We start from the raw sequence: 13936 nt of genomic DNA on the forward strand, positions 1-13936 counted from the left end.
GGCCTTGCTATTGACCTGGCATCGGCCTGCCCAGGCAGCTCGACCACAACGACAAATCCCTCCAGGTGCAGGAGGGTTCGCGCTTTAGGTGCCGCAACACCCTGGGAAGGGTGGGCTTGGCACACTTGAGGAAATTGAGCCATGACGACACGTCAGCCGCTGTACAAATCGCTGTATATCCAGGTGTTGGTCGCCATCACCATCGGTATCCTGCTCGGTCACTATTACCCGGAAACCGGCGTCGCCCTCAAACCCCTGGGTGACGGATTCGTCAAACTGATCAAAATGGTCATCGCCCCGATCATCTTCTGTACCGTCGTCAGCGGCATCGCTGGCATGCAGAGCATGAAGTCGGTCGGCAAGACCGGCGGCTACGCACTCCTGTATTTTGAAATCGTCTCCACCATCGCCCTGATCATCGGCCTGGTGGTGGTCAACGTGGTCCAGCCGGGCGCCGGCATGCACGTCGACGTCAGCACCCTGAACGCCAGCAGCGTGGCCGCGTATGCCGCCGCCGGCGCGCAGCAGACCACCGTCGGCTTCCTGCTCAACATCATCCCCAACACCGTGGTCGGCGCCTTCGCCAACGGCGACATCCTGCAGGTGCTGATGTTCTCCGTGCTGTTCGGCTTCGCCCTGCACCGCCTGGGCAGCTACGGCAAGCCGGTACTGGACCTGATCGACCGCTTCGCCCATGTCATGTTCAACATCATCAACATGATCATGAAGCTGGCCCCGATCGGTGCCTTCGGCGCCATGGCCTTCACCATCGGCCAGTACGGCGTGGGCTCGCTGGTGCAGCTGAGCTACCTGATGATCTGCTTCTATGTCACCTGCCTGCTGTTCATCCTGGTGGTACTGGGCAGCATCTGCCGCTTCCACGGCTTCAGCGTACTCAAGCTGATCCGCTACATCCGTGAAGAACTGATGATCGTGCTCGGCACGTCCTCCTCGGAGTCGGCGCTGCCACGCATGCTGGCCAAGATGGAACGCCTGGGTGCGAAGAAGTCCGTGGTGGGCCTGGTGATTCCGACCGGCTACTCGTTCAACCTGGACGGCACCTCGATCTACCTGACCATGGCTGCTGTGTTCATCGCCCAGGCGACCGACACCACCATGGACATCACCCACCAGATCACCCTGCTGCTGGTGCTGCTGATCGCCTCCAAGGGCGCTGCGGGCGTCACTGGTTCCGGCTTCATCGTTCTGGCCGCTACCTTGTCGGCGGTGGGCCACCTGCCGGTTGCAGGCCTGGCGCTGATCCTGGGTATCGACCGCTTCATGTCCGAGGCCCGCGCCCTGACCAACCTGATCGGCAACGCCGTGGCCACTGTGGTCGTGGCCAAGTGGGTCAACGAACTGGACACCGACCAGTTGCAGACCGAGCTGGCCTCTGGCGGTGCACCGCTGGTCGAAAGCCGCCCGCTCGATGACCTGGGCGTGGCAGAAGGCCCGGCACGTTGATCCAGGCATGAACTGAAAAGGCGACCTTCGGGTCGCCTTTTTCATGTCTGTGTCTGGCTGTGCTTGTCCCGCGATAGAGGTGGTTCATTCGACGCGCGTCTCGCCGCTGTACACCAATATCTCCCGGCACCGCCGACACAGGTACCGCCGCCCCTGGCGCACCAGCTTGTGCCGCTGGGCCGTGAACGGGAAATCGCTTTCCGGGCACGGGCAACGGTAGATATAGCGTGTCACCACCCGCCGCTGCACTTCATAGTTGTGGCACCGGTTGGGCGGCAGCTCGTAGACCCCGCGCATGATCAACTGCCATTCCTCGCCATGGGCCTGGATGCGGTCGCCGAACACTTGGTGCGCGACCAGGTGCGCGACCTCATGGGCAACGGTCTGGCGCAGGAAGTCTTCCTGGTTCTCGCGATACAGCTGCAGGTTGAAGCGCAGCAGGTTCTCGTGCAGATGGGCGACGCCGGCCTTCTGGCCGCGCAGCTTGAAGCTGACTTCCGGGCGGGGGAAGGGGCGTTTGAAGAAGGCTTCGGCTTGCTGGTAACAGGTTTCGACGCGTTGTTTGAGCAGCTCGGGCATGGCGGGGTGGTTCTCCTGGCCGGGGCATTATGCCGCAAGCGCCCCATGCCTGCCGAGCCACCGGTCAGCGCACAGCCAGAGGCCGCCTCGATGGCGGCCCCTGGTCATGCTCCTGTGTCGCAATGTCTCTAATTGGTATAGACAGGCCCCACACCCAGCCCCCAGATGATCACCGTGGCGGCCATGATCGCCACCAACACCACCAGGCCCACCGCCAGTACGGAACTGGAGAACAGGAAGCCTTCGTCGGTGGGGATGTTCATGAAGGTTGGCAGGCCGACGTAGAGCAGGTAGACCGTGTAGCAAATGGCCGCCGTGCCCACCAGCATGCCCAGCCAGAGGTGCGGGTAGAGCGCCGCCAGGCCGCCGATGAACAGCGGGGTGGCGGTATAGGTGGCAAAGGCCACGCACTGCGCCATGGACGGCGTGGCATCGTAGGTACGGGCCATCCAGTGGATGAAGGCGCCCATCACTGCGACGCCGGCGAGCATCGCCAGGTAGGACATGATGCTCATCCATAGCGCGCTTTCCATGGTCAGCATCACCGCCGGTCGATCGCCGATGACCCAGCCGACCTGGGTGGTGCCGATGAAGGCCGACACGGCAGGGATCGCTGCCAGTATCAGCGTATGGGTCAGGTACATGTGGCTGATGCTTTCGTCCTCGCCACGGATCTCCTTCCACTCCTGGTCAGGGTGGGTAAACAGCCCCAGAACGTGATGGATCATGCCGGTCACTCCTATCGTCGTTGTCAAACGCCCCCCAAATGGAGCGCTTGCGGCCCGAGGCCTGGACACCGATGCAAGCGGTCGTGTGGCCTTATCAGGGAGTATAGGAAGCCGTTGCCGGCAAAAAACCGGCTTTTTAGAGCAAATTGCGCTGTCAGGCGCGCCCTTGATTCTTTATCGGAATGGCCTACGCCTGTGCTCGGTTTGTGCGTAAAATAGCCCGCTTTTGTCACACCTCGCGGATCCAAGCGCTATGGGCACCCTCTCGGTCAACCAGAACAAACTGCAAAAACGCCTGCGTCGTCTCGCCGGCGAAGCCATCACCGACTACAACATGATCGAGGATGGCGACAAGGTCATGGTCTGCCTGTCCGGCGGCAAGGACAGCTACACCATGCTCGACGTTCTGTTGCACCTGCAGAAGGTGGCGCCGATCAAGTTCGAGATCGTCGCGGTGAACATGGACCAGAAGCAGCCAGGCTTCCCCGAGCATGTGCTGCCGGCCTACCTCAAGACCCTGGGCATCGAGTACCACATCGTCGAAAAGGACACCTACTCGGTGGTCAAGGAACTGATCCCCGAAGGCAAGACCACCTGCTCGCTGTGCTCGCGCCTGCGCCGTGGCACGCTCTATACCTTCGCCGACGAAATCGGCGCCACCAAGATGGCCCTGGGGCACCATCGCGACGACATCGTCGAGACCTTCTTCCTCAACATGTTCTTCAACGGCTCGCTCAAGGGCATGCCGCCGAAGCTGCGCGCCGACGACGGCCGCAACGTGGTCATCCGCCCGCTGGCCTACTGCAGCGAGAAGGACATCCAGGCCTACTCGGACATGAAGGAATTCCCGATCATCCCGTGCAACCTGTGCGGCTCCCAGGAGAACCTGCAGCGCCAGGTGGTCAAGGAAATGCTGCTGGAATGGGAGCGCAAGCACCCGGGCCGCACCGAGAACATCTTCCGGGCCCTGCAGAATGTGGCGCCGTCGCAACTGGCCGACCGCAACCTGTTCGATTTCACCAGCCTGAAGATCGACGAGAGCGCCACCCCGCGTTTTCTCGACGTGCTGAATATCTGACCCATGCGTGACTACCAGTGGCTGCATGAATACTGCCTGAACCGCTTCGGCTCGGCCCAGGCCCTCGAAGCCTTCCTGCCGCAGCCGCGTACCCCTGCGCAACTGCGCGACATCGGCGATGACCGCTACCTGTCGACGCTGGCCCTGCGCGTATTCCGCGCCGGGCTCAAGCACAGCCTGGTGGATGCCAAGTGGCCCGCGTTCGAGCAGGTGTTCTTCGGCTTCGAGCCGCAGAAAGTGGTGCTGATGGGCGCCGAACACCTGGAGCGGCTGATGCAGGACGAACGGATCATTCGCCACTTGGGCAAGCTCAAGAGCGTGCCGCGCAATGCGCAGATGATCCTCGACATCGAGAAGGTGCACGGCAGTTTCGGCGCATTCATCGCCGACTGGCCGGTGACCGACATCGTCGGCTTGTGGAAGTACCTGGCCAAGCACGGCAACCAGCTAGGTGGGCTGTCGGCACCGCGCTTCCTGCGCATGGTTGGCAAGGACACCTTCATCCCCACCGATGACATGAGCGCGGCCTTGATCGCCCAGGGGGTGATCGACAAGCAGCCCACCAGCCAACGCGACCTGGCATTGGTGCAGCAGGCCTTCAACCAATGGCATGCAGAAAGCGGGCGACCGCTGTGCCAGCTGTCGGTGATGCTGGCGCATACCGTCAACCATTGAGCCCCACAGCGTTGAGGTCACGCAGATCCCCTGTGGGAGCGGGCTTGTCCCGCGATTGGGCTGCGCGGCAACCCTAGCGCTCAAAGCCCTTCGCCGGCCAGCCGTCGCTCATGCTGGAACTTCCAGCGCACATACAGCAGCGCACTGACGAACAGCCCCAGGCTCACCAGCACCTCGATCCAGCCGAACACTGCTCGCGCCGGGTCGAACGCCGCCAGTACACCTTTGATGAAATAGAGATTCACCACGAAGCAGGTCCAGGCATGCGCCCGGGCGCCGCCCATCAGCATGCCTGGCAGCAACACGAGCAGCGGCACCAGTTCGATCGCCAGGATCACCTCGACCCGCGCCCCGTGCAGGTCGGCGAACCACAGGTTGTTCACCACCAACAGGGCGATCAGGCCGAAGAAGAAGGCCAGGCTCGATGCTCGCGTCAGGCGCAGACGCGGAGCCAGCCACTCCAGTGGCGGCAACACCTTAGGCTTTTTAGCCACGCGCGGCCTCCAAGGCTTTGGCGGTGTTCGCCAGGCGTTGGCCGAGCGCGCGGCACAAGGCGATCTCATGCGGGTCGAGCTCACGCTTGCCATCGGCACCTGCATGATGGCTGGCGCCATAAGGCGTGCCGCCGCCACGGGTTTCGAGCAACGCCGACTCGCTGTAGGGCAGGCCCAGCACCAGCATGCCGTGGTGCATCAGCGGCAGCATCATCGACAGCAGGGTGGTTTCCTGGCCGCCGTGCAGGCTCGCGGTGGAGGTGAACACCGCTGCCGGCTTGCCGACCAGCTCGCCGCCCAGCCACAGGCTGCTGGTGCCGTCTAGGAAGTACTTCAGCGGCGCGGCCATGTTGCCGAAGCGTGTCGGGCTGCCCATGGCCAGGCCCGCGCAATGGCGCAGATCGTCCAGGGTGGCATAGAGCGCGCCGCTGGCCGGGATGTCCGGCGCCACGGCTTCGCACTCGGTGGAAATCGCCGGCACGGTACGCAGGCGCGCCTCCAGGCCGGCCATCTCGACACCTCGGGCGATATGCCGGGCCATCTCGCTGGTCGAGCCATGGCGGCTGTAGTAGAGAACCAGGACGTAGGGTTCGCTCACGGCAGGATCTCCAGCACTTTCTCAGGCGGGCGGCCGATCACGGCCCTGTCGCCGACGACCAGGATCGGCCGTTCGATCAGTTTCGGGTGCTGGGCCATGGCCTCGATCAGCTGCGCGTCGGTCAGTGCCGGGTTGGCCAGGTCCAGGGCCTTGTATTCATCCTCACCGGTACGCAGCAGCTGGCGCGGGGCGATGCCCAGCTTGCCGAGCAGGGCCTTGAGCGTGGCGGTGTCCGGCGGGGTCTCCAGGTAGCGCACGATGGTCGGGGCCAGGCCGCGTGCTTCGAGCAGTTCCAGGGCGCCGCGGGATTTCGAGCAGCGCGGGTTATGATAGAGGGTCAGATCAGTCATGACGGGTCGCATCCAGCTGGGTGTGGCGGCTATTCTAACCGCAGCGACTGTGTAGTTTGCTTGAATCTTCTAGAAGGATTGACCCATGGCAAGGCGTTTGGCAGCTGTACTGGCCATCACTGCGAGCCTGTTGCTCGGCGGTTGCGGTGCGGATTACGGCGTGGACCAGCACGGCAATACGGTAAAGGCCGAGCAGATCGATGGGCACTGGGTGGTGCTCAACTACTGGGCCGAGTGGTGCGGCCCGTGCCGCACGGAAATCCCCGAGCTCAACGCGGCGGCCAAGCAGTGGGAGGCCCAGGGCATCAAGGTGGTGGGGGTCAACTTCGACGGGCTGCAGGGGCAGGACCTCAAGCAGGCGGCCGATACCCTCGGCATCGCCTTCACCGTGCTCGCCCAGGACCCGGCCGAGCGCTACGAGCTGCCGCGCAGCGAGGCGCTGCCGGTGACCTACATCATCGACGACAAGGGCAAGGTACGCGAGCAGTTGATGGGCGAGCAGACCCTCGAAGGGCTGCAGGCCAAGATCAAGGCGCTCAAGGGCGGCGCCTGATCGATTCCGGGGCTGCTTTGCAGCCCATCGCGGCACAAGGCCGCTCCTACAAGCTGGCGCGAGGCGTGTAGGAGCGCCTTGTGCCGCGAAAGGGGCGCGAAGCGCCCCCGATCATTTCAGCCTTCCTCAGGCCAGAACCGCAGCGGCTTGCCCTCGGCCGGCCAGAAGCGGATCTGCTCGATCGGCGAGACGTCCCAGCGCTGCACGGTCTCCAGCGCCTGCAGGAAGCGTTTTTCCTGGTCCATCAGCGCCGGTGCGCACAGCTTGCGGGTCTTGCCGACCTTGCCGAAGCTGATGCGATCGCCTTCCAGGGTATAGGGCGCGAACCAATGGTTGCAGCCGGCATTGCCATAGGCGCGGCCGTCCTCGCCCAGAATCAGGGTCAGGTGGCTGTAGTCGATCAGTGGACGTTCGCCGATCCACTCCAGCACATAGCCGCGCTCCTGCTGCAGGGGCGAAGGTTCGGAGGCACAACCCACCAGTGCGGTGGCAGCCAGCGCGGTGCTCAACAGATGTTTCACTGCGCGCTCCCCTGGCAAGCCGGACACAGGTGCCGTTCGCCCTGGCTGCTCCAGCCCAGTTCGGCGATACGGGCGCTGGCCGCCGGTTGACGCGCCTTCTTGCCGAGCTTGGCGTCCACGGCGAATTCGAAGTCCAGTTGGGCCTGGCAAGCGTCGCACTTGACCTGCCAGTTGAGAATCTCCAGCTCGTTGAACACTGGGCCGCTGGCGACGGCGACCCACTGGCCGCGAGGGTTGATCAGGTGGCGCACGCTTTCCACGGTCAGGCGCATGGACAGGTCCTTGCTGCCCTTGAGGGTCACCAGCAGGACATCGTCCTTGTGCATCGAGCCACCGTTGCCGGTGACCTGGTAGCGGCCGGGCACCAGGGCGCGGCATTCGATCAGCGTGTGTTGCGGGTTGAATAGGGTGTAGCGGAAATCGTGTTCGACCATGGGTCCTCCAGAATTGCCGCGTATCCTAGCACTAACCCATGACCAGATTCTGCGCATCGCCTGCCGCCCAGCGGACGATATTGTCCAGGGTGGTGGCGGCGATGGCATCCAGGGCTTCGCGGGTAAGAAACGCCTGGTGCGCGGTGACGATCACGTTGGGGAAGGTCAGCAGCCGGGCCAGCACATCATCTTGCAGCGGCAGGTCGGAACGGTCCTCGAAGAACAGCTGGGCCTCCTCTTCATAGACGTCCAGGCCCAGATAGCCCAGCTGGCCGCTCTTGAGCGCGTCGACCAGGGCTGGGGTGTCGACCAGCGCGCCGCGCCCGGTGTTGATCAGCATGGCGCCGGGTTGCAGTTGCGCAAGGCTTTGCGCGTTGATCAGGTGGCGTGTCTGCTCGGTCAGCGGGCAGTGCAGGCTGATGATCCGCGCTTGGCGCAGCAGTTCGGGCAGCGGCAGGTAACGCGCTCCCAAGGCCAGCAGCGCCGGGTTGGGCGTGGGGTCGTAGGCGAGCAGCTGGCAGCCGAACCCCGCCATGATGCGGGCGAAGGCTTCGCCGATCTGGCCAGTGCCGATGACCCCCACGGTTTTGCCATGCAGGTCGAAGCCGGTCAGCCCATGCAAGGTGAAGTCGCCTTCGCGGGTGCGGTTGTAGGCCCGGTGCAGGCGGCGGTTGAGGGCCAGGATCAGGGCCACGGCATGTTCGGCCACGGCGTGGGGCGAATAGGCCGGCACCCGCACCACCGCCAGCCCCAGGCGCCGAGCGGCGGCCAGGTCGACATGGTTGTAGCCGGCCGAGCGCAGGGCGATCAGGCGAGTACCGCCTGCGGCCAGGCGTTCGAGCACCGGCGCGTCCAGCTCGTCATTGATGAAGGCACAGACCACCGCGAAGCCGTTGGCCAGCGGCGCGGTATCCAAGGTCAGGCGGGCGGACTGGTAATGTAGCTCCAGGCCATGGTTTCCGGCAGCCTGGTCGAAGCTTTCCTGGTCGTAGTGCTGGCTGCTGAACAACAGGACGCGCATGGGACACCTCTGGGTTTCGTGTTGCGCCCAGTGTAGCCAGTCCGAGCCCATGGACCTTGATCTATGGCGCTCTTTCGCGGAGGGAACAGGTGTCGCCAGTGCTGGCCCGATCGCCAGCAAGCCACAAGGGTTGTACCGCTGTACAGGTGGGAGCCGGCTTGCCTGCGATCGGGTCCTGAGCTCAGGCGCTCAGCCGCGCCTGGGCCGCCAGGCGGGTGATGGCCCGGTCCAGCTCATCCAGGGCCTGCAAGGCCTGGGGGCTGTCCTGCTTGAGCAGGGTCTCGCTGCGTTGGCAGGCAGCGCGCAGCTGCGGCACGCCACAATAGCGCGAGGCGCCGTTGAGCCGGTGCACCTGTTCTATCATGGCCGTGCGGTCGCCGCGCTCGCGGGCGTTGCGGATCGAGTCGCGGTCGGTCTCCAGCGAGGCCAGCAGCATGGCCAGCATATCGGCGGCCAGGTCCGGCTTGCCCGCCGCCAGGCGCAGCCCTTCGTCAGGGTCGAGCACTTTCAGCTCGGTGCTGTCGGGCAGGCGCTCCTGTGCGCGTTCCTGTTGCTGCGGGGCCAGGCTCAGCCCGGTCCACTTCATCACCACCTGGGCCAGCTGGCGCTCACTGATCGGCTTGGTCAGGTAGTCGTCCATGCCGCTGTGCAGCAAGGCGCGCTTCTCGTTGGCCATGGCATGGGCGGTAAGGGCGACGATGGGCAGCGGGTTGCCGCTCTGGCTGGCTTCCCAGCGGCGGATCTGCTCGGTGCAGGCGCGGCCGTCCATGCCGGGCATCTGCACGTCCATCAGCACCAGGTCGAAGGGCTCGTTCTGCACGGCCTGCACCGCCGCAAAGCCATTGTCGAGCGCCAGCACCTCGGCGCCCAGGCCTTCGAGCAAGGTTTGCACCAACAACAGGTTGGCCGGGTTGTCGTCCACGCACAGGATCTTCGGCGCCCGCTGGCTACCGCTGCTGCGTGGCTCGGCCAATGGCCGACGCGGCTGCACCAGTTCCAGCAGCAGACGGCGCAGCTTGCGTGTGCAGGCCGGCTTGGACAGCAACTGGCCATGGCCATTGGGCAGGTAGGGATGGTACAGCGCGTGTTCGGTGGTCGGGCACAGCACCACGCACAGGCAGTCGAGGCGCTCGAGTTGCTGGTGGTAATGACCGAGCTGCTCCGGCGAGAGGCTGCCCAGGTTGGCCCCGAGCACGGCGAAGTCGAATGGCTGGCCCGCCTGGGCGGCGGCTTGGGCGCCTTGCAGCAACTGGTCGAAGGACGCGAACAGGCTGACGCTCAGGCCACAGTCCTCCAGTTGATGTTCCAGCGCCTGGCGAGCCAGCTCGTGGCCGTCGACGATGGCCGCGCGGCGCCCGAGCAGCGGCTGCAAGGGCTGTTCCTCGGCATCGTCATGGGCCCGGGGCAGGCTCAGGCTGATCCAGAACTGCGACCCTTCGCCTGGCGTGCTGTCGACGCCGATCTCACCGCCCATCTGTTCGATCAAACGCTTGGAGATCACCAGCCCAAGGCCGGTGCCGCCGGGCTGGCGCGACAACGAGTTGTCGGCCTGGCTGAAGGCTTGGAACAGGGTGCGCACGTCCTGGGGCGACAGGCCGATGCCGGTGTCCTGCACGCTGATGCGCAGCTGCACGTTGTCTTCCTGCTCGTCCTCGAGCATGGCCCGTACCACGATGGTGCCTTCGCGGGTGAACTTGATCGCGTTGCTTACCAGGTTGGTGAGGATCTGCTTGAGCCGCAGCGGGTCGCCGACCAGCGACAAAGGCGTGTCGCGGTAGACCAGGCTGAGCAGCTCCAACTGCTTGGCATGGGCGGCCGGGGCAAGAATGGTCAGGGTGTCCTGGATCAGGTCGCGCAGGTTGAAGGGAATGCTGTCGAGCACCAGCTTGCCGGCCTCGATCTTGGAGAAGTCTAGGATCTCGTTGATGATCCCCAGCAGATTGTCGGCGGATTTCTCGATGGTGTTCAGGTAGTCGAGCTGGCGCGGCGTCAGCTCGCTGCGTTGCAGCAGGTGGGTGAAGCCGAGGATACCGTTGAGCGGCGTGCGGATCTCATGGCTCATGTTGGCCAGGAACTCGGACTTGATGCGGCTGGCCTCCAGGGCCTCCTTGCGCGCCATGTCCAGCTCGATGTTCTGGATCTCGATGGTCTCCAGGTTCTGGCGCACGTCCTCGGTAGCCTGATCGATGCTGTGCTGCAGCTCTTCATGGGCATTGTGCAAGGTTTCGGCCATGCGGTTGATGCCCGCGGCGAGCTCGTCCAGCTCGTGGCTGCCCATGGCCGGCAGGCGCTCCTCCAGGTTGCCGTCCTTCAGCTGGGTGACGGCGTGCTTGATGCGGCTGATCGGGTCGTTGATGGTGCGGCTCATGCGCAGGGCGAGCAGGGCGGTCAGTGCCAGGCAGCCGAGGATCAGCAGCACGCTGGTGAACAGGCTGCGGTAGCCGCGCAGCAAGGTGCCGTCGTGGGACAGTTCGATTTCCACCCAGCCCAGCAGGCGCTCGGCCTCGGCGGGCACGGCCTCGGTGGCCAGGTCGCGGTGATGGCCGAACACCGGCATCAGGTAACGGGTGGCATCGTTGCCGGTACGCTGCAGCAGCTGTGTGCCGGTGCCGCCGGTGGGCGCCAGGTTGAGCATGCTGGGGCCGGCATGGGCCAGGCGCGTGCGGTCCGGGGCAAGAAATGCCACGGCGCGCACGTCGGTTTGTTCCAGGGCCTGGGCGGCGATCCGTTCGAGCTGGGCCTGGGCCGGGTGGGCCAAGGCCGGCGCTGCCAGCGGGGCCAACTGTTCGGCAAGCATTTTGCCGCGTTGGAACAGCTGGGTGCGCAGCTCGTTCTGCTGCAGCCAGGTGAAATAGCTCCCCAGCACCAATGCCATCAGGCCGGCGGGCAGCAGGGCCAACAGCAGGACCCGGCTTCTGATTCCCAAGCGATCGAGCACATCTGTCTCCTGTCATGTGCCTGTATGCCGTCATCATAGGGACGGCTCCAGGCAGAACGTTACCCCGGCAGCCGGCCTGTTGCACTTATTTGTATCCGTTTTATGCAGCCAGGGGGGCAGTCGACGCGAATGCGAGCCCGCAGAGGGTGGCCAAAAGCCGTCACCGGTCGAAACCCGGTTGCCTTGGCGTGTCCGCATGGCCAATAATTGCGCAACTGAGAATCAATGTCACAAGCCAATGAATCCCGTAGCTGTTAACCAGTCCTCTATTCTCGCCATCGAGGACGACCCCGTACTTGGCGCCTACCTGAACGAGGAGCTGCAGCGTGACGGCTTCCAGGTGACCTGGTGCCGCAATGGCCTGGAGGGCCTGAAGGCCGCTGGTCGCCAGGTGTTCGATGTGGTCCTGATGGACATCCTGCTGCCCGGCCTCAATGGCCTGGATGCACTGGCCCAATTGCGCAGGCACAGCGCCACCCCGGTGATCCTGATGTCGGCCCTGGGGGCCGAGGCCGACCGCATCACCGGTTTCCAGCGCGGCGCCGATGACTATCTGCCCAAGCCCTTCAGCATGGCCGAACTGCGTGTTCGCATTGAGGCGATCCTGCGCCGCGTCGCCCTCGAGCGGCGTCACCAGGTTTCGCGCGAGGTGGCCAACGGTCAGCTGCGCTTCGACGATGCCGCCTGCGACGTCTGGCTCGATGGTCTGTGGGCTGGGTTGACACCCAGCGAATACCGTCTGCTCGATACCCTCAATCGCAGCCAAGACGAAGTACTGAGCAAGCCGTTCCTTTATCAGCAAGTCCTGCAGCGAGGCTATTCGCGTCACGACCGCAGCCTGGACATGCATGTCAGCCAGATCCGCCGCAAGCTCAAGGTGATCGGCTACCACGAACGGCAGATCCGGACGGTCTGGGGCAAGGGCTATATGCTCTGCGCCGGCGAGGCGGATTGACGGTGCTCGACCGTCACTCGCTGTTCTGGAAGCTGTCCATCCTCCTGGTGGGCTTCTGCCTGCTGATGATCGGCCTGAGCTACACCTGGGGCCGGCATATGGAAACCCGCAATGCCTACCTCGACGCATCGGCCCGAGAGGAGTTGCTGGCCTGGGCCGGCGAAGCCGAGCGTGCCTGGCGCGAAGGTGGGCAGGCCGGCGTCGACCGATGGCAGGCGCAGATGCGCGAGCAGGGGGCGGGCTGGGTCGGCGTGCTTGATGCCGAACTCCGGCCGTTGGGCAGCGCCAGCCTGTCTCTTGCTGAGGTTCAGCAACTGACGCACCTGCGGGGTGTCGATTGGCCCATGAGTCGGCGCAGCATCACCCAACCCTGGCTGCGCCTGCCGTTCCCCGGCGCACCGGAGCAGGGCATGTTGGTGATCGAGCTGCCGGAGCGCCTCAACCCTGGCCGCTACCGTCTGTTCTGGCAAGTGCTGACCAACGGCATCATCCCGGGCTTGTTCACCCTGCTGCTATGCGTGGGCCTGTACCGCATGCTGATCGTACCGCTGAACCAGTTGCGCGAGCAGGCCAATGCCTGGCGCGCCGACCAGCTCTCGGCACGCCTGGATTCGCGCACCATCGGCCGACACGACGAACTGGGCGAACTGGCCCGGGCCTTCGACCAGATGGCCGAGCGCCTGCAGGGCACCGTGGCCATGCAGCAGCAGATGTTGCGTGACCTGTCCCACGAGATGCGTACACCGCTCAGCCGCCTGCGCGTGGCCTGTGACGGCGAAACCGACCTGCAGCGCCTGGCCGAACGTGTGGGCCGTGAGGTGGACTGCATGCAGCAACTGGTGGAGAACACCCTGCAACTGGCCTGGCAGGATGCCGAGCGTGCGCCGATGAACCTCGAGCCGATCCAGCTCCAGGCGCTGTGGGACATGCTCGCTGAGGATGCCTGCTATGAAAGCGGCTGGGCGCCGGCGCGTTTGCGCTGTGAACTGCCGGCCGAATGCTGGGTGCAAGGCAACCTCAACCACTTGGCCCAGGCCCTGGAGAACATGCTGCGCAACGCGATCCGCCATTCCCCCGAACAGGGGCTTGTGCGCCTGGGAGGCCAGCGTGAGGGTGGGTATTGGCGCATCGTCCTGGAAGACCAGGGGGGCGGGGTGGCCGAAGAAGACCTGGAGCGCATCTTCGCCCCGTTCTCGCGCCTGGACGGCTCCCGCCCGGGCGACGGTGGATTCGGTCTGGGCCTGAGCATCGCCCGCAGCGCGATCCAGCGCCAGGGTGGCACCCTGTGGGCAGAGAACGGCAAGCAAGGGCTGCGTCTGTGCATGCGCCTGCCCGCCATCACACCCCCTGTAGGGCTTGCGCGATCGGCTGCGTAGGGCATGAGGTGGCCGCCGCCTGTGAGGCCGAGCGCCGCGCGGGCCGCGCTCGATCCCACAGGCACCGCTTCCTTATGTCTTATAGCTATAGAGACTGCAGATTGCGTGATATGGCGAGGAAACGTTTGCCGGTATGATAGTCGCCCCTGCCGTCCGGATTGTGAACTACGCC

15 protein-coding genes are annotated in these 13936 nt (G+C 64.8%); 6 read left to right on the forward strand and 9 right to left on the reverse strand.

The features are described from left to right. Window positions 1-141 precede the first annotated feature (141 nt). Window positions 142-1464 (forward strand): dicarboxylate/amino acid:cation symporter, encoded by a 1323-nt coding sequence (locus AC1MHZ_RS17780; RefSeq protein WP_084858676.1) that lies wholly within the window; start codon window positions 142-144, stop codon window positions 1462-1464. A gap of 84 nt (window positions 1465-1548) precedes the next feature. On the opposite strand, the gene AC1MHZ_RS17785 is transcribed toward AC1MHZ_RS17780, so the two are convergent. Both AC1MHZ_RS17785 and AC1MHZ_RS17790 read right to left on the reverse strand, forming a co-directional pair. Then, window positions 1549-2043, reverse strand: coding sequence for a SprT family zinc-dependent metalloprotease (locus AC1MHZ_RS17785; RefSeq protein WP_084858677.1), 495 nt, complete (start codon window positions 2041-2043; stop codon window positions 1549-1551). Between the two features lie 128 nt (window positions 2044-2171). Beyond that, a complete protein-coding gene (locus AC1MHZ_RS17790; protein WP_070091748.1) occupies window positions 2172-2771 on the reverse strand; it encodes a Yip1 family protein in 600 nt (199 codons plus the stop codon). 253 nt (window positions 2772-3024) lie between these two features. On the opposite strand from AC1MHZ_RS17790, the gene ttcA reads away from it, so the two are divergent. Then, window positions 3025-3849, forward strand: coding sequence for a tRNA 2-thiocytidine(32) synthetase TtcA (gene ttcA / locus AC1MHZ_RS17795; protein ID WP_084858678.1), 825 nt, complete (start codon window positions 3025-3027; stop codon window positions 3847-3849). 3 nt (window positions 3850-3852) lie between these two features. Next, a complete protein-coding gene (locus tag AC1MHZ_RS17800; protein ID WP_084858679.1) occupies window positions 3853-4524 on the forward strand; it encodes a DNA-3-methyladenine glycosylase I in 672 nt (223 codons plus the stop codon). Window positions 4525-4604: 80 nt separating this feature from the next. On the opposite strand, the gene AC1MHZ_RS17805 is transcribed toward AC1MHZ_RS17800, so the two are convergent. The 3 genes from AC1MHZ_RS17805 to arsC are packed head-to-tail and all read right to left on the reverse strand — an operon-like array spanning window position 4605 to window position 5966. After that, window positions 4605-5018, reverse strand: coding sequence for a DUF2069 domain-containing protein (locus tag AC1MHZ_RS17805; RefSeq protein ID WP_084858680.1), 414 nt, complete (start codon window positions 5016-5018; stop codon window positions 4605-4607). Continuing rightward, window positions 5011-5616, reverse strand: a complete 606-nt coding sequence (wrbA, locus tag AC1MHZ_RS17810) for an NAD(P)H:quinone oxidoreductase (RefSeq protein ID WP_084858681.1) — start codon at window positions 5614-5616, stop codon at window positions 5011-5013. Before wrbA ends, AC1MHZ_RS17805 begins: the two co-directional genes overlap by 8 nt. Then, window positions 5613-5966: an arsenate reductase (glutaredoxin) gene (gene arsC, locus AC1MHZ_RS17815; RefSeq protein WP_084858682.1), complete on the reverse strand. Its 354-nt coding sequence runs from the start codon at window positions 5964-5966 to the stop codon at window positions 5613-5615. The genes wrbA and arsC overlap by 4 nt, the downstream gene beginning before the upstream one ends. An 85-nt stretch (window positions 5967-6051) precedes the next feature. Between arsC and AC1MHZ_RS17820 the strand changes: the two genes are divergently transcribed. Continuing rightward, window positions 6052-6519 carry a TlpA disulfide reductase family protein gene (locus AC1MHZ_RS17820; protein WP_084858683.1) on the forward strand — a complete coding sequence of 156 codons (468 nt, stop codon included), beginning with the start codon at window positions 6052-6054 and terminating at the stop codon, window positions 6517-6519. Window positions 6520-6635: 116 nt separating this feature from the next. On the opposite strand, the gene AC1MHZ_RS17825 is transcribed toward AC1MHZ_RS17820, so the two are convergent. The 4 genes from AC1MHZ_RS17825 to AC1MHZ_RS17840 form a co-directional block, all read right to left on the reverse strand. Next, complete coding sequence (locus AC1MHZ_RS17825; RefSeq protein WP_084858684.1) at window positions 6636-7040, reverse strand: META domain-containing protein; 405 nt, start codon at window positions 7038-7040, stop codon at window positions 6636-6638. Then, window positions 7037-7474 carry a hypothetical protein gene (locus AC1MHZ_RS17830; protein ID WP_084858685.1) on the reverse strand — a complete coding sequence of 146 codons (438 nt, stop codon included), beginning with the start codon at window positions 7472-7474 and terminating at the stop codon, window positions 7037-7039. Before AC1MHZ_RS17830 ends, AC1MHZ_RS17825 begins: the two co-directional genes overlap by 4 nt. A gap of 31 nt (window positions 7475-7505) precedes the next feature. Beyond that, entirely contained in the window at window positions 7506-8495 is a 990-nt protein-coding gene (locus AC1MHZ_RS17835) for a 2-hydroxyacid dehydrogenase (RefSeq protein WP_368830145.1), read from the reverse strand. 181 nt (window positions 8496-8676) lie between these two features. Next, window positions 8677-11433 carry a response regulator gene (locus tag AC1MHZ_RS17840; RefSeq protein ID WP_084858687.1) on the reverse strand — a complete coding sequence of 919 codons (2757 nt, stop codon included), beginning with the start codon at window positions 11431-11433 and terminating at the stop codon, window positions 8677-8679. A gap of 238 nt (window positions 11434-11671) precedes the next feature. Between AC1MHZ_RS17840 and AC1MHZ_RS17845 the strand changes: the two genes are divergently transcribed. Together AC1MHZ_RS17845 and AC1MHZ_RS17850 are read left to right on the forward strand one after the other, a co-directional pair. After that, a complete protein-coding gene (locus AC1MHZ_RS17845) occupies window positions 11672-12388 on the forward strand; it encodes a response regulator transcription factor (RefSeq protein ID WP_084858688.1) in 717 nt (238 codons plus the stop codon). Window positions 12389-12390: 2 nt separating this feature from the next. Next, complete coding sequence (locus tag AC1MHZ_RS17850) at window positions 12391-13764, forward strand: sensor histidine kinase (RefSeq protein ID WP_084858689.1); 1374 nt, start codon at window positions 12391-12393, stop codon at window positions 13762-13764. The last annotated feature ends 172 nt before the right edge of the window (window positions 13765-13936 follow it).

Source organism: Pseudomonas sp. FA-1 (assembly GCF_056856075.1).